Origin of the sequence: Allobosea sp. (genome assembly GCF_017308075.1) — a bacterium.
Lineage (GTDB): Bacteria > Pseudomonadota > Alphaproteobacteria > Rhizobiales > Beijerinckiaceae > Allobosea.
Genome location: NZ_JAFKFX010000035.1, coordinates 54,626 through 75,083, shown reverse-complemented (window position 1 = coordinate 75,083; position 20,458 = coordinate 54,626). Strand labels below are relative to the sequence as shown.

Sequence of the window (20,458 nt, the reverse complement as noted above, 5' to 3'; positions counted from 1 at the left end):
CTCCATCGCACCTACCCCACAGCCAAGCGGGCGCTTTGGACCCTGGTGTTGCACGCCTGCCACGCTTTGAGCGTGGAACTTAGGGAACTGTTAACCAGCGGGGACCGGAACGACCTCATCATAGGCCGGCGCGGGCCCTTTCCGGGCCGAATCTGCGATCTCACGGGGAAGCGGTGATTCCCGGAGCGATCCGACTCAATATTCCCATTCGGCACCGACACCGACCGCGGCGCTGCCGTCGGCATTGGTTTCGGCCTGGAGCTTCAGCCGCCGAGTCAGGTCGATGCCGACCGAGACACCGCTTTCGGAAGGCTTGGCTCCCGCCTTCACGCCGAGGGTGATGTTGTCGGACAATGCGCGCGAGACGCCGACCGTCGGCCCGTCAGGGCCCATCTGGACGTCGAGATTGTCGACCCCGAGTTGGCGCCGCAGCTTCTCGAAGACGTCTTCGCCACCGGCGCCGGAAAACTGCGCCGCGGTCTGGGCGAGCTGCAAGGCCTGGAAAGGCGAGAGCGAGCCGGAGGCGCGTTCGAAGAGCAGCCGCGACAGCACCTCGTCCGGCGGCAGTTCCGGTGAGGAGCTGAAGGTGAATTCCGGCGCCGACGCCTGCCCGCTGACGATGATCCTCGCGGTGACCTCGGCGGCGCGCGTTTCGGCGACGAAATCCAGCTCCGGCATGACGTCCCCCGAAAAGGTCACGCGACCGCGGCTGAAATCGAGGCGCTGGCTCAGCACGTTCAGCCGGCCGCGCCGCAGGTCGAACCCGCCGTTCAGTAACGGATTCGCCGAGGTTCCGCCGACGCGCAGCTCACCGCCGAGCTCGGCGTCGATGCCGCGACCGCGGATGAAGACGCGTCCCGGGGCGGAAACCGTGATGTCGAGCGCGGCATCGAAGGCCGGCGCGCGGGCGCCCTTGCGCTGCGCCGCGGCCCGGGCCTTGCGCTGCGCCGCGAGCCGCTGCGCAGCCTGGCCCTTGGCATTGACATGGCGGATGCCGTCGACGGGGCGCAGGCTCGACGGCAGCCGGTCCGGCACGGCGACCTCGATCGAAACCACGCCGATCCGCCCGGCGATTCGCGGGCGCTGCGCCAGCGGCCCGGCGAGATCGAGCCCGAGATCGGCGACCGCGGTCACCAGCCCGTTGGCGACGAGCTGAGCACGCTTGCCCTCGATGCGGATGGTTCCCGGAAAACCCGCCTCCGGATCAAGCCGGACATTGCCGCTGGCCGAGAGCGTGCCGCCGCCCGGGGTCTGCGCCGAGAAACGTTCGATGGCGAGGTCCGGCCCGCGCGCGGCGAGGCGCGCCTCGAGCCTGGTCAGCCTCACACCCTGGAGGGCATCGCTGAAGCTGCCATTGGCGAGCGTCGCACCGCCGGCAAGCTGGGGCGCGGACATCGTTCCGCTGACCCGCATGTCGATGGCGACCTGCCCGGTCAGGTTCCGGCCATCGGCGGCGAGCTGGGTATTGGCCAGCGCCGCATCGACCCGGCCTTGGATGGTGAGATCGAGGGCGCCAGCACCTCCGAGCGGCGCGCTGCCCTTTGCCGTCAAGGCGACGAAGCGGCCGGCATTGAGGCTGGCGTCGAGGCTGGTCTGGCGACCGTTCAGGGTGCCCTGCCCGGCGATCTCGATCGGCGGCAGGCCGGCCTGGCGGGTCTGCGGGGCGACCAGGCGCGCGATCTTCACCCGCCACGGGCCGGTCGGGACCTCCGGCGTGCCCTTGATCATCGCCTCGGCGTCGAGCGTTCCGGAGAGGTTGAGCGCCGGTGAGGCGAGCCGCGCCGCCGAGAGCGGCACGTTCTGCGCCTGGAAGCGCAGATCGAGGGTGCGTCCGGCCTCGCCGTCGAGCACGATGCGGCCGGCGTCGACGGCGAGGGCGAGATCGCGGATCGCGACGCCGCCATCGATGGCGGTGAAGCTCGCCGGCTTGGAAAGCGCGATGCGGCGGCCGTCGCGGCTGGCGCTGAAGCTGGCCAGATCGAAGCGCAGCGGCTCGGCGACAGAGAGTCTGCCCTTGGCCGCGAGCGCAAAACCGCGGGCGGACGCGTCGAGGCTGATATCGCTGGTCTCGGCGGCGCCCTGCGAAACCAGGCGGATCGCGCTGACCGGCTCGCCGGCGATGACGGCCCGGTCGATCTGGACATTGCCGTCGATGCGCGGCTTGCGCAGGGCATCGACGACGGCGAGCGTGGCGTCGAGCTTCTCGAGCGTCAGACTCGGCGCCGACAGGCGCTGCGCATTGGCCTTGAGGTCGATGTTCTGGCCGCCATTCGGCCGGGCGAGGCGCAGATCGGCGTCGATGCGGCCACCGAGCTTGGCGAGCGCCAGGGCGGAGAGGTCGTCGAGATTGCGGGCGGCGAGCTTCAGAGTGCCTTCGGCGAGATTGGCGGCGTCGAGATCGAGCACGCCGTTCAGCGTGACCGAGCCGATGGCGATGTCGAGCTGCGGCAGGCTCCAGCCGCCGGGATCGCGCTTGGCGAAGCGCACCATGCCGGTCGCCGGTCTGCCTTCGACCTCGCCGGAGAGCTTGGCCTCGCCGGTGAGCGCGCCTTGCAGGTCGCGCAGCACTGCATCGAGCGCCAGACGCGGCACCGGCCGGCCGAGCGCCGTGGCGTTGCTGATTCCGGCGCGCAGCGTCGCATCGAGCTTGTCGAGCGGGCCGGACAGGGTGGCGTCGAAAGCGCCCTGCCCCGACAGCCGGGCGTCGGCGCGACGCAGATCGGGAATCGCGATGTTGGCGCGCAGATCCGAGCCCTGGGCGCCGAGCGCGCCGTCCGCGGCGGCGCTGACATGGGTGCCGGCGATGCGCAGGCCGTTGACGATGACCCCACCACCACCCGGCAGCCGGACTTCGCCGCCAAGCGTCAGCTTGCCGGCCAGCAGGCGATCGAGCGCCGCCTGGTCGAGGCCGAGTGCCTCGGCCGAACCGTCGAGCTTCACCGCATAGCTCTTGAGATGCGGCTCGGCATCGATCGCGGCGGCGACGGTCGCCGCCCCCTTGAGCTTGCGCTCGGCCAGGCCACTCAGGCGGGAGAGGTCGGGCAAGCGCGCCTGGGCCTTGCCGAGAATGCGCTTGGGGCCGAGCTGGCCGACATAATCGAGCTCGGCACCGCCGAAGGCGAGCTTCAGCGTCTCGAACGCGCCGCCGCCGCCCTCGCTGGCAGTGCCGCGCAAGGTGAAACGGACACGGTCGCCGACGAAGCGCGCGAGCGCGGCATCGGCGAGCGCAATTCCGGAGGCCTCGCCATCGGAAACCAGAACCGTCCGGGTCGCGGGATCGCCGAGCGGGCCGCTCGGCGTCGCGGTGAAGGTCAGGCCGAGCTTGCCGAGCTTGCCGGCCGGCACCGAGGCGCCCTCGGCCTGCAGGCTGGCATCGACGCGCGGCCCGGCAGCCGGCCCCTCAATCCTGGCGTCGAAGGCGAGCTTGGCGATCTCGGCGCCCGAGGCGACGGTGCGGCCCTCGGCATTGGGGCGCGCCGCCGCCGTCACCGTGAAATCGAGATTCTTGTCGGCGCCGTAGAGGCCCTTCACATCGAGCCTGGCCAAGGCCGAGACCAGCGCAAGCTCCTCGACCGCGACCGCGCCGTCATCGGCGAAGCCGACCGCGCCGTCGAGCCGGGTCGAGCCCTGGAAGACCGGTGCGACCGGCGCCGGCATCAGGCCGGCGATACGGGAATCGAGCGCGAGCAGCAGGCGGCGACCGGCACCGCGGCGCGAAAGGTCGGCAGTGCCGTCGGCGCCGATGGTCGGCCCGGCATTGAAGGCGAGCGTCGCCTTGAAGCGGTCGAGCGGGCCGTCGCCGGAAAGGTCGAGCTTGACCGGAGGGCGATCGGGCAGGTCGGCGATGGTCGACAGCAGTCCGCCCTCCGGCTCGTCGAGCTTGACCGCCAATTGGAGCTGCGTCGTCTGCGGCACGAAACGCAGATTGACGTCGAGACTGCCGCCCATGTCGAGCCGGCGCCCGGCGAGGCGCAGATCGAGCCCCTCATTGGGTGGGCCGAGCCGCGCGGCGCCATTGGCCGTGAGCCGTGCCGGCGCGCCGATCACGGTCGGCCCGAGCGCCAGTTCGCCGAGCTGGAAGGCCTCGATGACCACCTTCAGCGGCAGTTCGGGCAAAAGCGGGCCGTCACTGGCCTGGGCGGCCGCGGCGGCCGGATTCGGCAGCGGCCTGCGCAGGATCTCGAGCTTGCCGATCTCGAGCCGGTTGACCTCGAGCCGGCGCAGCAGGAGCGCGCTTCGCGTCCAGCTCAGGCGCGCCCGGTCGAGACGAAGCCAGGGGCCGTCGCTGTCGGAGATGACGATGTCGCGGATCGTCGCGTCGGAAGACAGCGCGCCGTCGACGGCGCCGATCGAGACCTGGCTGCCATCGGTCGAGAGCGCCTTGGAGATCAGATCGGCGAGGACGCCGCGCTCGCCGGCGTTCTGGGCGAAGCCGCCGAGGCCGGAGAGCAGCATGGCGCCTGCGGCGATGAGCAGTGCCGCGATGGCGCCGAGCAGCTTTGGGAAACGGAGCGCGCCCATCAGAAGGCCTGCCCGATGCTGATGTAGAGAGCGACGGGCTTGTCGCCCTTGCGCGGGTTGAGCGGGGCCGCGACGTCGACGCGGATCGGCCCGATCGGCGTATAATACCGCAGGCCGAGCCCGGCGGCGAGTTGCAGCCGCTCCTTGAAATTCGGCACCTGCGATTCGAAGGCCATGCCGGCGTCGAAGAAGGGCACGATACCGATCGTGTTGGTGATCTTGATGCGCGCCTCGGCCGAGGCCTCGAACAGGCTGCGCCCGCCGGTGAGGTGATCGAGCGGCCCGAGCGGCGACAATGTGCGGTAGGCGTAGCCGCGCACCGAACCGCCGCCGCCGGCATAGAAGCGCCGCGTCGCCGGGATATCGCCGAGGTCGGCACCGGCGATCGAACCGAGCCCGATCCGGCCGGCGAGCACATAGCGGCTGTCCTCGTCGAGCGAGTAATAGCCGGACAGCGAAGCCTTGCTCTGCAGGAAGGGTGCATCCGTGTCGCCGAAGGCGGCATAGGGTGCGACCGAAGCGGTGAGGCGGATGCCACGCGTCGGATCGAGCAGGCTGTCGGTGGAATCATAGCGCAGCGAGAGCGGCACGCCGGCGATCAGATAGTCGACCTGGCCGAGCACGTCGCTGGTCTGCCCGCGCTCGACCTCGAGCCCCGCCTGGACCGAGAAGCTGTCGCTGAAGCGATGGCGGATGCTGGCGGTTCCGTTGACGTAGCGGGCTGTGTAGCCGCCATAGCGGTTGGTGCCGACGCGCTCGCGCGTGCCGACCACATCGATCAGCAGATCGTTGCGGCTGCCGCCGAGCGCCGGCTTCATGAAGCCGACGGCGAAGCGTCCGCCGAGATCGGATGGCAGGAAATCGCCGAAGCGCTGGATCTTGGTGCCGTCGATGCGCGGCGCGAAGAAGAGATCGCCCTCGACGCGCAGCCGTTCAGCCCCGCCGAACAGATTGCGATGCTCCCAATAGGTCCTCACCGCCGGGCCATCGATGGTCGAGTAGCGCGCGGAGAAGCCGACCACGCGCTTGGGCCGTTCGGAGACCTCGACGAAAATCGGCAGGTTGCCCCGCGCATCGAGGGCCGTGCCCTCACGCATCCGCACCGCGCCAACGGCAGGAATCGTCGCGATCGACTTGCGGGTATCGGCGAGTTCCTTGGGCGAATAGGGATCACCGGGCTCGAGATAGATGAAGGAGCGGACCACCGCCTCGGGGATGTCGCCGGTCTCGCCGATGCCGAACTCGCCGAATCCGGCGACCGGACCGGGATCGACGACCAGAGAGACGTCCATGATCTTGGCGGCATGGTCCACCACCGGCCGGATCTCGACGACCTTGGCGAGCGGGCGCGAATGGGCCCGCCAGTAATCGACCAGCGCCGCCTGCGCCGCGCGCAGCGACGCCGAGCTGGCCGGATCGCCCGGCTTCAGCCCCGAGACCTTGGCCGGATCGGCGATGACCGCGGTCGGATCACGCTTCTCGCCGGCTACGATGTCGACATTGCGCAGGGTGAAGAGCGGCCCGGGATTGACGGTGACGACGACAGGCGCCGGGGCACGGTTGCGAAAGCGCTCGGCCGCGGCGGCGAAGCCCGGCGGCGGCTCGCCGGCCTGGCTTACGACCGCTCCGTCGACGGCGATGCTGACCTGGGCGTTGAAATAGCCGCGCGCCCAGAGCGCATCGAGCATCGGGTCGATATCGGCACTGGCCCGGCGCGCCAGCGTATCGCCGTCGGGCGGCGCATCCTGCCTCAGGCGATAGAGGAGCGAGGCATCCTGCAGGTTGCGCGTCAGCGCGCTCGCATCGGAAGCGTCGCCGAGCTCGAAGTTCAGCTCGTAGGGCAGCGTGGTGGCGCTGACGGCCGGCGGCTTCTCCTTCGAACCGAACAGTCCGAAGACGTCGAGCGAGGACAGGTCGAAGGCACGGGCCGGCGGAGTTTCGGCCACAAGCATCACGACGAAAGCGCACAAGCCCCCGCCCGCAATACCGAGCCCCCTCCTCCGTCTCGACAGCATCAAACCTCCAACGCAACGCGACTAAAATGCAGAAAATGAGTTCATTTTGTGATCCTGCCGCCAGTTGATCACAATTCAACGCTGCCGATCCGCAGCGACAATCCGAGCACCCGCGAGGTAAACGTAGCGTTACGCCCCCGCAACGAAAGCGCTCGCGGGCATGGGTTCCCGCGAGCGCAAATCGCCTACGCCAGCGCGAAGGAGATCGCCGTGATCGGGTCGAGCCGGGCGATCACCGGGCCGAGCGTCGGCGCGAGCACGCCGCCGCAGAGGCTGCCGGTGGTGATGACCTGCCCCGCCTTGAGGCCGCCGAGCGGCGTCTCGGCCGGGCGATTGGCCCAGGCCAGCGCGGTCACGAGCGGATCGCCATTGGCGTGCTCGGCCGGACGGTCATAGAGGACATCGCCGTCGAGCTCGACCGTGCAGGTCAGCGAGCGGACATCGTCGAAGATGCTGAACGGAACCTCCGGGCCGACGAAATAGCCACCATGGCCAAGCGCATCGGCGAGCCAGAGTGGAAAGGCGACATGGGTCCAGTCGGCGATGCGGCTCTCGACGATCTCGATCCCGACCAGCGCGGCGTCGCAATGCTCGATCAGCTCGGCGCGGGTATAGGGGTTGCCCGGCCGCAGCGGCATGTCGCGCCCGAGCCGCACCGCGAGCTCGATCTCGACGCGCAGCTCGGCACCATGGGCGGAGCGATAGGTATCCCCGGACTTCAGATAGGGCCCCGGCATCGGCGCGGCGATCGGGCGGCCGCCCTCGGCGATCGAGACCTTCAAGCCGGCATCGGCATAGCCCATCGCCCTCTGGACCTTGGCCTGCACGGCGAGCGCGGCGTCGATATCGGCCGGGACCGGCAAGGTCGAGATGTCGACCAGGCTGTGGCCGCGGCGTGCGGCGGTCAGCGCCTCGGCAAGGGTGTCAATCGTCGTCGCCATCGTGCTGGGTTCCTGTCGCAGCAGCCTCGTAGGCTTCCTTGGCTACAGCATCGGTCTGCGAATGGGAATTCGTCAGGCGCCGGGGCGGCTGCCGCCAGGCGCGGGCCGGCGGCGCGCTAGAACTCACGCGACCGAAACGATCAGGAGAGATTCGATGACCAGATCAGAGAACGACCGCCGTATCGACTATCTCGAATTCGTCGTCGCCGACCTTGCGCGGGCGCGGGCCTTCTATGAGGCCGCCTTCGGCTGGACGATGACGGATTACGGCCCGCAATACTGCGCCTTCGCCGATGGACGGCTGGAAGGCGGGTTCACGACGCAGGGCACGCCGAGGCCGGGCGGACCTCTGGTCATCCTCTATGCGGACGACCTTTCCGCCGCCCAGGCCTCGATAGAGGCCGCCGGCGGGCGGATCGTGCAGCCCACTTTCGACTTTCCCGGCGGCCGGCGCTTCCACTTCGCCGATCCGGATGGCTATGAGCTCGCGGTCTGGACGAAGGGCTAACGACGCGCCGTCGTTCCCAGGCGAAACCTCTGGGTCCGCCCCTCGATCGAATTCTGAGGCGCGGACCCGGGAACCTCGTTCAGGGGAGGCTCGGGCCAAGCCCGGGCCTGACGAGGGACCTTGGCCTCACTTGCCCCAGCGCAGAGCCAGCGGATCGAGTTCGCGCGCGAGTTCGATCAGGCCCTCGCGGGTCTTCGGGTGCAGCGGCACCAGCGGATGACGGACGGCCTCGCTCTTGATCACGCCGCCTTCCTTCATCAGCGCCTTGGTGGCGCGCAGGCCGCACTGGCGGTTCTCGAAATTGATGATCGGCAGGACGTCGCGATAGAGCGCGGCGGCCTTCTTGCGGTCGCCCGCGGCATGCGCCGTGACGATCGGCTTGATCAGGTCGGGGATCATGGCCGAGGTCATCGTCCCGGTGGCGCCGGCGTCGAGATCGGCCATCAGCGTGATCGCCTCCTCGCCGTCGAACGGCCCGACGACCGCCTTGCCGCCGGCCTCGATCAGGGCGCGCAGCTTGTTGGCGGTACCGGCGATCTCGATCTTGAAATAGCAGACGAGCGGAACCGCCTTCGCCAGCCGGACCATGAAGGGCACGCTCATGTTGACGCCGGCGAGCGGCGCGTCCTGCAGGATGATCGGCAGGCCGCTGGCATCGGCGACATGCGCGAAATGCTCGATCATGCCGTCCTCGTCGGCCTTGAGCAGGGCGCCGTGATAGGGCGGCATCATCATCAGCATCTTGGCGCCGGCATCGGCGGCGGCCTTGGCGCGCTGGGCGGCGATGCGGGTCGAGAAATGCGAGGTGGTGACGATCACCGGCACACGGCCCGCTACCTGCTCGATCGAGAGCAGCATCACCTGGTGGCGCTCCTCGTCGGTGAGCAGGAACTGCTCGGAATAGTTGGCGAGGATGCAGATGCCGTCGACGCCCTGGTCGATCATCAGATCCATGACGCGCTTGTTACCCTCGATGTCGAGGTCGCCATTGTCGTGGAAAATCGTCGGCGCGATCGGGAAAATGCCCTTGTAGACTTCGGTCATGGCAGGACTCTCTGCGGCGGTGGAGCTGTCAGGCCTTTGCGGCGCGGGCGGTCGTCAGCTTGCGAATGCCGCGCCTGGCCGAACCCAACAGCGGGAAGAGAAGAAGCGCGAGCGCGATCGCCATCAGCGACCCGACCAGCGGATTCGACCAGAAGATCGAAAGCGAGCCCTGCGAGAAGATCATCGACTGGCGGAAGGCGTCCTCGGCCTTGTCGCCGATGACCATGGCGAGAACCAGCGGCGCGATCGGATAGTCGAGCTTCTTGAAGAAGTAGCCGACCAGGCCGAAGGCCAGCGCGAGCCAGATGTCGAACTCCTTGCTGGCCACCGTATAGGCGCCGATGAAGCAGACCACGACGATGGCCGGGCCGATGATCGAGAACGGAATGCGCAGGATCGAGGCGAAGAGCGGCACGGTGGCGAGCACGACGATAACGGCGACGACGTTGCCGAGATACATCGAGGCGATCAGGCCCCAGACGAAATCGGGACGCTCGACAAACAGCATCGGGCCGGGGTTGAGGCCCCAGATCATCAACCCGCCCATCATCACCGCTGCGGTCGCCGAGCCGGGAATGCCGAGCGCCAGCATCGGCAGCATGGCGGCGGAGCCGGCAGCATGGTCCGCCGTCTCGGGCGAGATCACGCCCTCGGGCTCGCCCTTGCCGAATTTCTCGGGGTTGCGCGAGGAGCGCTTGGCCATGGCGTAGCTCATGAAGGAGGCCGCGGTCGGCCCGCCCGGCGTGATGCCCATCCAGATGCCGATGATGCTGGATCGCAGCAGCGCGAACCAGTAGCGCGGCAGCTTGAGCGCGGTCAGAAGCACGTCGCGGGGACGCACCTTGGCCTTGACGCCGTCGAAGCGCAGCCCCTCCTCCATGGTCTGGAGCAATTCTCCGAGGCCGAACAGGCCGATCACCGCGATCAGGAAGCTGACGCCGGCGAGCAGCACGTCGAACTCATAGGTCAGGCGGACATTGCCGGAGACCGAGTCCATGCCGATCGTGGCGAAGGCAAAGCCCATCGCCATCGAGACGATCGTCTTGAAGGGCGAAGCGCCGCCGAGGCCGACAAAGCTGGCGAAGGTCATGAAATAGACCGCGAAATACTCCGGCGAGGAGAATTTCAGCGCGAAGCGCGCAACCCAGCCCGAGAGCAGCGTGATCAGGATGACGCCGGCCATGGCGCCGAAGCCGGCCGAGAGGAAGGCGAAGGACAGCGCCTCGGCCGCTCTGCCCTGCTTGGCCATCGGATGGCCGTCGAAGGTGGTGGCGACGGAGGACGGCTCGCCGGGAATGTTGAACAGGACCGAGGTGGTCGAGCCGCCGAACAGCGCGCCCCAATAGAGCGAGGTCAAGAGGATGATCGCCGAGACCGGGTCCATGGTGAAGGTCAGCGGCAGCATCAGCGAGACGCCGTTCGGGGCGCCGAGCCCGGGCAGCACGCCGACGAGGATGCCGAGCAGCACGCCGGCCATCATCAGCGCGATGTGATGAGCGGTCAGCGCAACTTCGAAACCGTGGAGGAGCGAGGCGAAGTTTTCCATGGGGCGTTCCGGCTCGCGAAGGTCAGAGGCCGAGCATCGTCTCGACAGGCCCCTTGAGCAGGGAGACCTGGGCGAATTTCTCGAGGCCGAAATAGAAGAAGGCGGCGGTACCGAAGGCGGTCGCAAGCGTCGGCACCCAGCCGAAGCGCCCCTGGAAGCGCATCGCGAAGACGAGATAGAGGACCATCGCGACATACATGCCGAGCGTCACGCTGAGCACGATGAAGGCGAGCATCGGCAGGAAGAAGGAGATGACCCGCTTGGCCTGCTCGCGGTCGAGGAAGCTGTCGGCCAGCGCGGCCGAACCACCCAGCCTGCGACCGACCGTGGATACCAGCGTCCCGAGACTGGCGAGCGCGATGAGCAGGCCGCAATAGAAGGGGAAGGCGCCCGGCTGCGGACCGGAGGAATCCCAGCCGATTCCGAATTCGCGCGCGCCGTTGACGATGACCAGCCCGAAGGCGAGCGTCGCCAGGGCTGTCCCGATTTCGGCCTGGAAGCGGGTGATCATCGGCAGCCTTCCATCCCTGGTGATTTTTGCGACGGGAAGCGGGCTCGAAGGCCCGCTTCCCTCAGATCTGTCGGGCTCGACCCGGCTGCCGAAACGCCTTGGCGCCTTGGGTCAGCGGGCCACCCAGTCAGCAGCAGGTCAGTTGACGACCCAGCCTTCGTCCTTGAAGACCTTGGCGTTGGCCGCCTCGTCCTTGGCGACGAAGTCGGTCAGTTCCTTGCCCTTCATGAAGCGGGCGGTCTGCGCGGTGCGGGCGACGAACTCGGCCCATTCAGGGGTCTTGCTGACCTTCTCCATGACGTCGGCATAGAAGCCGACCGCATCGGCCGGAACCTCGGCCGGCAGCCAGACGGTACGCGGCATCTGGAAGGATTCGAGCGGCAGGCCGGCTTCCTTGCAGGTCGGGATGTCGCCCCAGCCCTTGCCGTTGTGGACCGGCTCGCCCTTGGCGAGACGCACCGGCGAGAAGACGCAGAGCGGCTTGACCTGGCCGGCCTTCCACTGGCCGATATTCTCGTTCGGGTTGTTGGTGTTGGAGTCGACATGGCCGCCCGCGAGCTGGGTCGCGGCCGCGCCGCCGCCCTGGAAGGGCACATAGATCCACTTGGCGCCGGTGGCGTCCTGGATCATCGCGGTCAGCGTCTGGTCGGTGTCCTTGGACTGGCTGCCGGCCATCTTGAAGCTGCCGGGCTTGGCCTTCACCGCGTCGATATAGGCCTTGGCATCGTTATAGGGCGAATTGCCGTTGACCCAGATCAGGAACTCGTCGAGCGCCAGAGCGGCGACCGGGGTGAGATCGGAGAATTTGTAGCCGAGCTTGGCGACGTAGGGCAGCAGATAGGCGTTGTTGGTGCCGAAGACGACCTTGTGGGCATCGCCCTTGCCGCCCTTGCCATAGATGAAGGCCTCGGCGCCGCTGCCACCGCCCTTGTTGAGCACCACGATCGGCTGCTCGACCAGCTTGTGCTTGGTGATGATCGACTGAATGATGCGCGCAAAGTTGTCGGTGCCGCCGCCCGGCCCCGAGGCCACGACGAATTCGATCGGCTTGGTCGGCTGCCAGGCCTGGGCCGGCATCGCCATCGCGAAGGACGCGGCGACGAAGCTCGCCGCGATCGTGAACTTCTTCATACTGTTCTCTCCCTTGCTTCAACTGATCGGGCGGCTCTTATGTGGCCGCCCTGCCGGAATTGCCTCAGGCCGCGGTCTTGCGCGCCGCCCTTCCCTCGCTCGCCATCTTGATGGCCAGCGACAATGCCGCCCGGCAAGCGCCGAGATTGGCGATACCCTTGCCGGCGATCTCATAGGCCGTGCCATGGGCCGGCGTGCAGATCGGGAACGGGAACCCGCCGATCAGGGTAACGCCGCGATCGAAGCCCATCAGCTTCATCGCGATCTGGCCCTGGTCGTGATACATCGTCAGGACGGCGTCGAAATCGCCGTTCTTGGCGCGCAGGAACACCGTATCGGACGGGAACGGCCCCTCGACCGTGTAGCCCTTGGCCTGTGCCGCCTTCACCGCCGGCTCGATCGTGTCGATCTCGTCGCGGCCGAAATTGCCGCCGTCGCCGGCATGCGGATTGATGCCAGCAACCGCGATGCGCGGCGGATTGAAGCCCGCGGCGCGCAGATTCTTGTCGGCGAGGTCGAGCGCCCGCAGGATGCGCTCCTGGGTGATGTTCTTCGCGACCTCCGACAGCGGGATATGCGAGGTGACCCGGCAGTTCCAGAGCTTGTCGAGCACGTTGAACTCGCTCGCCGGGCCTTCGAAGGCGATCGCATCGCGCACGAAGCGGATCTCGTCGTCATAGCCCGGATAGGCGAAGCGCATCGCCGCCTTGTTGAAGGGCGTGAAGAACACCGCATCGGCCTTGCCGGCAGCGGCGAGCTGCAAGGCCCGGCGGAAATTATCGGTCGCCGCCTTGCCGCCGGCGAGCGTCGCCTTGCCGCGCTGGAGATCGGCCGGATCATGGTTGGCCAGATCGACGAAGACCGGCTTGCCGGCAGCGGCCGGCAGCGCGTCGCCTTCCTTGACCACATGCAGATCGGGCGTCAGCCCGGCATCGGCAGCGCCGAGCTGGAAAAGGCGGAAATCACCGAAAACCACGTAACGCGCGGCGGAGCGCAGATCGGGCTCGGCGAGAATGCGCGCAGTGAGCTCGGGGCTGATGCCGGACGGATCGCCCATGGCGACCGCAATAACCGGCAGGGCGTTCTTCGCCTCAGTTTCCAAGGAATCCTCCCGTAATCCGGTCATAGGCCGGCAATCTGGCATGGGCCTAACATGCGCCCAATGGCTAGGCAAGTATTCTGTATGCAGCATAATCAATGTGACATAAGATGCGTCTGGAAAGGTACCTCCGACCGGGCGCCCCTCTGTCCGGAAGCTGGCGTTTCCACAAGTTTCCATGACCTGGGCGCCGCAGGACCGGCCATGCCGAGCGGAGGCCGCGTTGACATGGCGAAAACGCCATGCGGTACAGGACGATTGAGAAGGAGCGTCGATGACGAGCGGAGTCGGGACGTTGAGCGAAGCGTCGGAAGCCTATCCGCGCATTCAGCGCCGGACCTTGCACGACGAGGTGCTCGAGCGCATGCGCGACATGATCATCGAGGGCACCCTCGCGCCGGGGCAGCGCATCAATGAAGGGCTGATCGGGGCACAGCTCGGCGTTTCGCGCACACCGCTGCGCGAGGCGATCAAGACGCTGGCCAGCGAAGGCCTGGTCGAGATCCAGCCGGCCAAGGGCGCGATCGTTCGCAAATTCAGCTCGACCGATATGCGCAACATCCTCGAAGTGCTGAAGAATCTCGAGCAGCTCGGCGGACGCACGGCCTGCGAGAACGCCTCGGACGAGACGATCGCGGCGATCCGGGCTCTGCACGATGCGATGATGGAACAATATCGCGTCCGGAACCGGCTCGAATATTTCAAGCTCAACCAGGCGATCCATTCCGCGATCGTGGCCGCGTCCGGCAATGACGTGCTGATGGAAATGCACGGCACCCTCCAGGCCCGGATCAAGCGGCTGCGCTTCATCGGCAATGAGGGGCCGGACAAATGGGCCGGAGCCGTCGCCGAGCACGAGGCGATGATCGAGGCGCTGGAAAAGCGCGATGCCGAGGCGCTGACCGAGGTCATCCGCCTGCACATGGACTCGACGCGGCTGCGGGTCTGGGACGTCCTCTGAACCGGCGCCGGACTTCCTTCCCGGGACCGGAGCCGAACCCTCGGGCCCGATGCCTTAACATCGGCACTCACAGCAGCGAGATCGGGCTTCAGGCGACAGCCGGACCGGCCAGCACCGCGCAGGGCGAAGCCGCTCCGCAAGAGGAAGCGACCTGCTCAGTCTGCGCCTGAGGCTGCGCGCCTTGACAGTCCTTTCGCCCTCGCCTCCGCTGGCAGCAGGAAGGCGAGCGGGAGGAAGCGCGGGCCATGCTGACGCTGCGCCAGATCGAGGTGATCCGGGCCATCATGATCACCGGCACGATCGCCGGCGCGGCGAAACTGCTCAACGTCTCGGCCCCCGGCATCAGCCGGCTGATGAAGCACACCGAGCGAACCTTTCGCCTCAAGCTGTTCGAGCGCCGGCACGGACGCTATATGCCGACGCCTGAGGCCAACGACATCTTCGAGCAGATCAACGGCGTCTACCAGAAGGTCGACGACCTCCACTACACCCTGGCACGGATCGAGCGCGGCGACGGCGTCGAGCTACGGCTCGGCTCGGTGCCGAGCATCTGCAACGTCATGGTGCCACGGGCGATCGAACGCCTGAAGCGCAAGCATCCAGACCTGCGCATCGAGATCAACATCCTCAAGATCGAGGAAGCGCTCGACTATCTCTTGCTCGGCAAGGGCGAGATCGCGGCGATGAGCTACCGGCTCGACCATCCGGGCCTCGACTTCATCCCGCTGGCGATGGGCGAACTGTTCTGCATCGTGCCTGAAAGCCATGCGCTCGCCGAGCGCACCAGCGTCTCGGCCAGCGAGATCGTCGCGCACCCGCTGATCGGCATCGACCCGAACGACCCTTACGGCCGGATCATGAGCGAGATCTTCGTGCGCAGCGGGCTCAGCTTCGAAATGGCGATCAAGGCGCGCTTCGGCACCACCGTCTGCGCGCTGGTCAAGGCCGGGCTCGGCATCGCGATCATCGACCAGTTCACCGTCGCGCATGGCGCAATGCCGGGGATCGCGGCGATCCCGATCGAGGAACCGACCCAGTTCCAGACCTATGTCGCGGTCAAGAAGGACAAGGCCCCTTCCCTCTATGCCGACAGCTTCGTCAAGCTGCTGCGCGAGGAGATGACTGCGGTGGTGGTGTCGCAAGGGCATGGCGCAGCCTCGTCTCCGCCCAAAAGATAACATCGCGTTAGGTAGATGCGATGGATTGGTTATCGCGTTAGGGCGCTCGTTCAGCTTATCTTTCGTCAGCGCGCAGCCTGCCAAGACGGGCGCGCCGGGAAGGGACGGACATGCCGGCAAGCGTCAACGCCAGGAAAGCCAAGCGGGTCCTGCTCGGGCTGATCGGCTATCCGATCGCCCATTCGGCGACGCCGGCGATGCAGGAGGCGGCGGCGCGCGCCGCCGGCTTCGCGGCGCATTACCACCTGATCGAGGTCGAAGGTGCGCAACGCGACGACCTCGCCGCCATGCTCGAGGGCGTGCGCCGGCTCGGCTTCTCCGGCATCAACGTCACCTACCCCTACAAGGAGGCGGTCGTGCCGCTGCTCGACGCGCTTTCGCCGGAGGCTGCGGCGATGGGGGCGGTCAACACCATCACCGTCGCCGATGGCCGGCTCACCGGGCACAACACCGATGCCAGCGGCTTCGCCACGGCCTATCGCAAGCTCGGCCGGAATGACGGCGACAGGCCGGTCGCGATCATCGGCGCCGGCGGTGTCGGCAAGGCGATCGCCTTCGCGCTGGCCGGCGGCGGCGTCGGGACCTTGCGGCTCTACGACATCGACCGCGGCAAATGCGAGGCCCTGGCGCAGATGCTCGCCGGCCGCGCCCGAATCGAGATCCCGGCCAGCGCGGCTGCGGCCGCGGAAGGCGCCGCCGGCATCGTCAACGGCACGCCGCTCGGCATGGCGCCGAACCGCGAAATGCCGCTGCCGGCCGGCGTTCTACGAGCATCGCAATGGGTCGCCGATTCCGTCTACCATCCGCTCTGGACACCGCTCATGAAGGCTGCGCAAAGCATTGGCGCGACGGTGATGAGCGGACGCGAGCTCGCCATCCACCAGGCACTCGACGCCTTCGCGCTGTTCACCGGCGCCGAAGCGTCGGAAAGCGCAATGAGCAGTGCGTTCGACGCCGCGATGGCGGAGCGCGCCGGCGAGCATGCGGCATAAGAAGACGGTCCGGCACGACCGGGGCGACAAGAAACGAAGCTATCGGAGGAGGTACAGACCATGAAATCGCATTGGATCATCGCCGCCGCGCTCAGCGCCGGCATCGCCCTGCCCGCCTCGGCGCAGGACAAGGTCAAGCTGATCAACGTCGTCGAGCTCTCGGGCGCGGGCGCCACGGCCGGCACCAATTTCAAGAACGGAATCGACCTCGCCGTCGCCGAGATCAACGCCAAGGGCGGCCTGCTCGGCAAGCAGATCGAGATCATCCATTACGATACCCAGACCAATCCCGGAAACACCCGCGCCGCTGTGCAGCGCGCCATCGACGAAGGCACATATGCCGTGCTCGGCCCGGTCTTCTCCGGCCCGATCGGCGCCTCCATGCAGATCGCCCAGCGCGCCGAGATCGCCCAGATCGTCGGCGGCGAGGCCGCCGGCCTGACCAAGCAGGGCAACCAGTATCTGTTCCGGACCTCGCTCAGCCAGGCGGCGGCGATGCCGAAGATCGCCAAATATCTCAAGGACACCGTCAAGGCCGGCTCGGTCGCCGTGGTCTGGGTCAACAACGACTTCGGCAAGGGCGGCCGCGACGCGATCATCCCCGAACTCGAGAAGGCCGGAATCAAGGTCGCCGCCGACGTCTCGACCGAGCAGGGCCAGGCCGATTTCTCGGCCGACGCGATCAAGATCAAGAACGCCAATGCCGACGCGGTCTTCGTCTATCTCAACGAGGAGGAGAGCGCCCGCTTCCTGCGCGCCGCCAAGCAGCAGGGCGTCAACAAGCCGATGGTCGGCGAGACGACGCTGCTCGGCGCCAAGGTGATCGAGCTCGCCGGCGAGGCCGCCAACGGCGCCAAGGGCCATGTCGGCCTGTCGATCGACGCGCCGATCCCGGCCTTCCAGGAATTCGGCAAGAAGTTCCAGGCCAAGTACAACTACGCTTCCGACCATAACGGCATGAAGGGCTATATGGGCGTCTACATGATCAAGTGGGCGACCGAGAAGCAGAAGAAATTCGACAAGAAGGGCCTCGCCGACACGCTGCGCGGCGCCACGATCAAGCCCTCGGAAGAGCCCGGCATCCTGATGGAGACCACCATCGAGAAGAACGGCGATCTCGATCGCGAGAGCTTCCTCGCCGAGGTCAAGGACGGCAAGCAGGTGATCACGGCGACGCTGCCGAAGATCAACCCGTAGGACCGGCTCCCCCTCGGCGTCATCCCGGGCGAGCAATGCTCGACCCGGGATCCGTCGAGGGGCGGCACCGCTGCATGGATCCCGGCGCTCCCCTGCGCTGCGGCCGGGATGACGCGAGCAGATCGAACGCAACGCTCAACGAACCGAGCGAGAACACCGCCATGGCCGAATTCATCGCCTATCTCATCGCCGGCGTCGCCACGGGCGCGATCTACGCCCTCGCCGCCATCGGCTTCACTCTGGTCTGGCAGACCTCGCAGACCATCAACTTCGCCCAGGGCGAGTTCGTGATGCTGCCGGCGGTGCTGGTCCTGCTCGCGATCAAGCTGTTCGGCGCGCCGATCTGGCTCGCTGCGATCATCGGCATCGCGGCCTTCATCCTGATCTTCGGCGTCGGCTTCAAGATCGCCGTGGTCGACCCGATGATCCGTCATGGCGTGCTGCCGCTCGCCATCGCCACCATGGCGCTCTCGATCATCATGAAGGAAGGCGCCAAGGACGGCTTCTCGGCCGAGGCCCAGAACTTCCCCTCCTTCGTGCCGACCGACACGCTCTCTATCTTCGGCGCGGCGATCTCGCTGCAGCACCTCGCCATCATCGCCGTCGCCTTCGCCGTGATCGGCGCGCTGCAATGGTTCGTCGGCGGCACGAGGCTCGGTCGCCAGATGCAGGCGACGGCGCAGAACCCGACGGTGGCACGTATCCTCGGCATACCCGTCGAGCGCATGGTGCTTTTGACCTTCGTGATCAATGCGGCGCTCGCCGTCGTCGCCTCGGTGCTGATCTCCCCGATCTATCTGGCAAAATTCTCGAATGGCGAGGTGATCGGCCTGTTTGCCTTCATCGCGGCGATCGTCGGCGGCTTCAACCAGGTGCGCGGGGCGCTGGTCGGCGGACTGATCGTCGGCATCGTCGACAGCCTCGCGGCCGGCTACTTCTCCAGCCAGTACAAGCTCGCCGTGCCGCTCGTCCTGCTGATCATCATCATCCTGCTCAAGCCGGAAGGCCTGATGGGCCGCAGAGAGGAGCGCCGCGTATGACCGCGCCCGCGACCAAGGGCAGCGCCGGCCTGCGGACCACGCCCGCCCGCGCGCCTACCCTCGGCGGTTTCGCCGACGGCACGCTGATCACCCTCGCCCTCGGCGCCGTCATCCTCTGGTTCGCCCCCTCCGGCATGGGCCGCTACGGCACCTATGTGCTCTCGCTCTGGCTGGTGATGGCAATCGCCGTGATGGGGCTCAATCTGACGCTCGGCTATGCCGGCCTGAAATCGCTGGCGCAGGCCGCCTTCATGGGCATCGGCGCCTATATCACCGCGCTCCTGACCACCAAGACCGGCATCTCCTGGTATGCCGCCTTCGCGATCTCCGGCATCGCAACCTTCGCGGTCGGCCTCTTGCTCGGCTTCCCGGCGCTCAGGGTCAAGGCGCACTACCTCGCCTTCGTGACGCTCGCCTTCTCGACGCTGGTCTGGCTGGTGATGCGCAACGAGCAATGGCTGACCGGCGGCGTCTTCGGCCTATCCAACATCCCGCGGCCCTCGCTGTTCGGCTTCAAGCTCGACGGGGCGCTCGCCTTCCATCGCTTCGTGGTGGTGGTGACCTTCCTCCTCGCCGTTCTGCTCTGGTGGATGATCCGCTCACCCTGGGGCCGGGCCTTCACGGCGCTGCGTGAGAACCCGATCCGGGCGGCGAGCCTCGGCATCGACACGCGGATGTACACGCTGCTCGCCTTCGCGATCGGCTCGGCCTATGCCGGCTTCGCCGGCGCGCTCTACGCCCCGCTGGTCGAGTTCATCGACCCCTCGCCCTTCTCGCTGTCGCAGAGCTTTTTCCTGCTGCTGATGGTGGTGGCGGGCGGCGCCGGCTATCTGCTCGGACCGTTCATCGGCGCGCTGCTCGGCGTCGTGCTACCGGAATGGCTGCGCTTTGCCGGCTCGCTCTACCTGATCATCTTCGCCGCCATCGTCATGCTGCTCCTGATCGCCTGCCCGCAGGGGATGAGCGGGCTGATCGAACGCGGCTGGGCCTGGATCACCGGCAAGAACAAGGCGGGAGGCGGCCGATGAGCCAGGTGCTGGAAGTCACCAACCTCCACAAGGCCTTCGGCGGCATCAAGGCGGTGAACGGGGTCTCGTTCTCGGTCAATGAAGGCGAGATCCTCGGCATTATCGGCCCCAATGGCTGCGGCAAGTCGACCCTGTTCAACTGCATCCTCGGCCAGCTCGAGCCAACCGAGGGCTCAGTGAAGCTCGACGGCCGCGAGGTCACCAATATGCGCCCCTCCGAGCTCAATCGGCTCGGCGTCAGCCGCACCTTCCAGCTGCTGCAGGTCTTCCCCGAGCTCACCGTGCGCGAGAACCTGATTCTCGCCGGGCAGGAGCATCAGGGCTCGATGCTGTCGCGCTTCTTCGGCGCCCGCGATGCCGGACTCGGCGAGGCCGCCGACAGGATGATCAGCTTCTTCAAGCTCGGCCATCTGATCGACGCCAAGGCCGGCGGACTCTCTTATGGCCAGCAGAAGCTGCTCGACGCCGCCATGGCCTTCATGGCCGGGCCGCGGCTGGTGCTGCTCGACGAGCCGGCCGGTGGGGTCAACCTGACCATGCTCGGCGACCTGAAGGAGCGCCTGCGGGCCATCAATGCCGAGCAGGGCTCCACCTTCGTGGTCATCGAGCACAACATGGATTTCGTGATGTCGCTGTGCACGCGCGTCCTCGTGCTGGCCGAAGGCAAGGTGCTGGCGGAAGGCACGCCGGCCGAGGTCAGGGCCAATCCGGCGGTGATCGAAGCCTATCTGGGGCATTGAGGAGCG

16 protein-coding genes are annotated in these 20,458 nt (G+C 67.4%); 8 read left to right on the top strand and 8 right to left on the bottom strand.

From position 1 onward, the window contains the following. Positions 1 to 195: 195 nt before the first annotated feature. The 3 genes from J0J10_RS17650 to J0J10_RS17640 all read right to left on the bottom strand — a co-directional run bounded on the left by J0J10_RS17650 (position 196) and on the right by J0J10_RS17640 (position 7,477). Positions 196 to 4,521, bottom strand: a complete 4,326-nt coding sequence (locus tag J0J10_RS17650) for a translocation/assembly module TamB domain-containing protein (RefSeq protein ID WP_291647837.1) — start codon at positions 4,519 to 4,521, stop codon at positions 196 to 198. Then, positions 4,521 to 6,473 (bottom strand): autotransporter assembly complex protein TamA, encoded by a 1,953-nt coding sequence (locus J0J10_RS17645; RefSeq protein WP_291647960.1) that lies wholly within the window; start codon positions 6,471 to 6,473, stop codon positions 4,521 to 4,523. The genes J0J10_RS17650 and J0J10_RS17645 overlap by 1 nt, the downstream gene beginning before the upstream one ends. Before the next feature lie 248 nt (positions 6,474 to 6,721). Next, positions 6,722 to 7,477, bottom strand: coding sequence for a fumarylacetoacetate hydrolase family protein (locus tag J0J10_RS17640; RefSeq protein WP_291647835.1), 756 nt, complete (start codon positions 7,475 to 7,477; stop codon positions 6,722 to 6,724). 154 nt (positions 7,478 to 7,631) lie between these two features. Here J0J10_RS17640 and J0J10_RS17635 point away from each other — a divergent pair, with 154 nt between their 5' ends. Then, a complete protein-coding gene (locus tag J0J10_RS17635; RefSeq protein WP_291647833.1) occupies positions 7,632 to 7,985 on the top strand; it encodes a VOC family protein in 354 nt (117 codons plus the stop codon). Positions 7,986 to 8,111: 126 nt separating this feature from the next. Here the strand turns inward: J0J10_RS17635 and J0J10_RS17630 are convergent, their stop codons facing one another. From J0J10_RS17630 to J0J10_RS17610, 5 genes are all read right to left on the bottom strand, one after another. After that, positions 8,112 to 9,029: a dihydrodipicolinate synthase family protein gene (locus tag J0J10_RS17630; RefSeq protein WP_291647831.1), complete on the bottom strand. Its 918-nt coding sequence runs from the start codon at positions 9,027 to 9,029 to the stop codon at positions 8,112 to 8,114. Positions 9,030 to 9,057: 28 nt separating this feature from the next. After that, a complete protein-coding gene (locus J0J10_RS17625; protein ID WP_291647829.1) occupies positions 9,058 to 10,575 on the bottom strand; it encodes a tripartite tricarboxylate transporter permease in 1,518 nt (505 codons plus the stop codon). Between the two features lie 22 nt (positions 10,576 to 10,597). Beyond that, on the bottom strand, positions 10,598 to 11,086 hold the full coding sequence (locus tag J0J10_RS17620; RefSeq protein WP_291647827.1) for a tripartite tricarboxylate transporter TctB family protein: 489 nt from the start codon (positions 11,084 to 11,086) through the stop codon (positions 10,598 to 10,600). A gap of 138 nt (positions 11,087 to 11,224) precedes the next feature. Next, the gene (locus J0J10_RS17615) at positions 11,225 to 12,217 is read right to left on the bottom strand and encodes a Bug family tripartite tricarboxylate transporter substrate binding protein (RefSeq protein WP_291639505.1); all 993 of its coding nucleotides are present in this window, start codon (positions 12,215 to 12,217) and stop codon (positions 11,225 to 11,227) included. A gap of 64 nt (positions 12,218 to 12,281) precedes the next feature. Further along, the gene (locus tag J0J10_RS17610) at positions 12,282 to 13,274 is read right to left on the bottom strand and encodes a 4-hydroxythreonine-4-phosphate dehydrogenase PdxA (protein WP_291647957.1); all 993 of its coding nucleotides are present in this window, start codon (positions 13,272 to 13,274) and stop codon (positions 12,282 to 12,284) included. A 316-nt stretch (positions 13,275 to 13,590) separates the two neighbouring features. Between J0J10_RS17610 and J0J10_RS17605 the strand changes: the two genes are divergently transcribed. From J0J10_RS17605 to J0J10_RS17575, 7 genes are all read left to right on the top strand, one after another. After that, positions 13,591 to 14,277, top strand: coding sequence for a GntR family transcriptional regulator (locus J0J10_RS17605; RefSeq protein WP_291639503.1), 687 nt, complete (start codon positions 13,591 to 13,593; stop codon positions 14,275 to 14,277). Between the two features lie 245 nt (positions 14,278 to 14,522). After that, on the top strand, positions 14,523 to 15,455 hold the full coding sequence (locus J0J10_RS17600) for a LysR family transcriptional regulator (RefSeq protein ID WP_291647825.1): 933 nt from the start codon (positions 14,523 to 14,525) through the stop codon (positions 15,453 to 15,455). Between the two features lie 110 nt (positions 15,456 to 15,565). After that, the gene (locus J0J10_RS17595) at positions 15,566 to 16,447 is read left to right on the top strand and encodes a shikimate dehydrogenase (protein ID WP_291647823.1); all 882 of its coding nucleotides are present in this window, start codon (positions 15,566 to 15,568) and stop codon (positions 16,445 to 16,447) included. A gap of 60 nt (positions 16,448 to 16,507) precedes the next feature. Continuing rightward, a complete protein-coding gene (locus J0J10_RS17590; RefSeq protein WP_291639497.1) occupies positions 16,508 to 17,644 on the top strand; it encodes an ABC transporter substrate-binding protein in 1,137 nt (378 codons plus the stop codon). A gap of 161 nt (positions 17,645 to 17,805) precedes the next feature. Then, positions 17,806 to 18,684 carry a branched-chain amino acid ABC transporter permease gene (locus J0J10_RS17585; protein WP_291647821.1) on the top strand — a complete coding sequence of 293 codons (879 nt, stop codon included), beginning with the start codon at positions 17,806 to 17,808 and terminating at the stop codon, positions 18,682 to 18,684. Then, positions 18,681 to 19,712, top strand: a complete 1,032-nt coding sequence (locus J0J10_RS17580; protein ID WP_291647820.1) for a branched-chain amino acid ABC transporter permease — start codon at positions 18,681 to 18,683, stop codon at positions 19,710 to 19,712. The genes J0J10_RS17585 and J0J10_RS17580 overlap by 4 nt, the downstream gene beginning before the upstream one ends. Further along, on the top strand, positions 19,709 to 20,452 hold the full coding sequence (locus tag J0J10_RS17575; RefSeq protein WP_291647818.1) for an ABC transporter ATP-binding protein: 744 nt from the start codon (positions 19,709 to 19,711) through the stop codon (positions 20,450 to 20,452). The genes J0J10_RS17580 and J0J10_RS17575 overlap by 4 nt, the downstream gene beginning before the upstream one ends. Positions 20,453 to 20,458 lie beyond the last annotated feature (6 nt).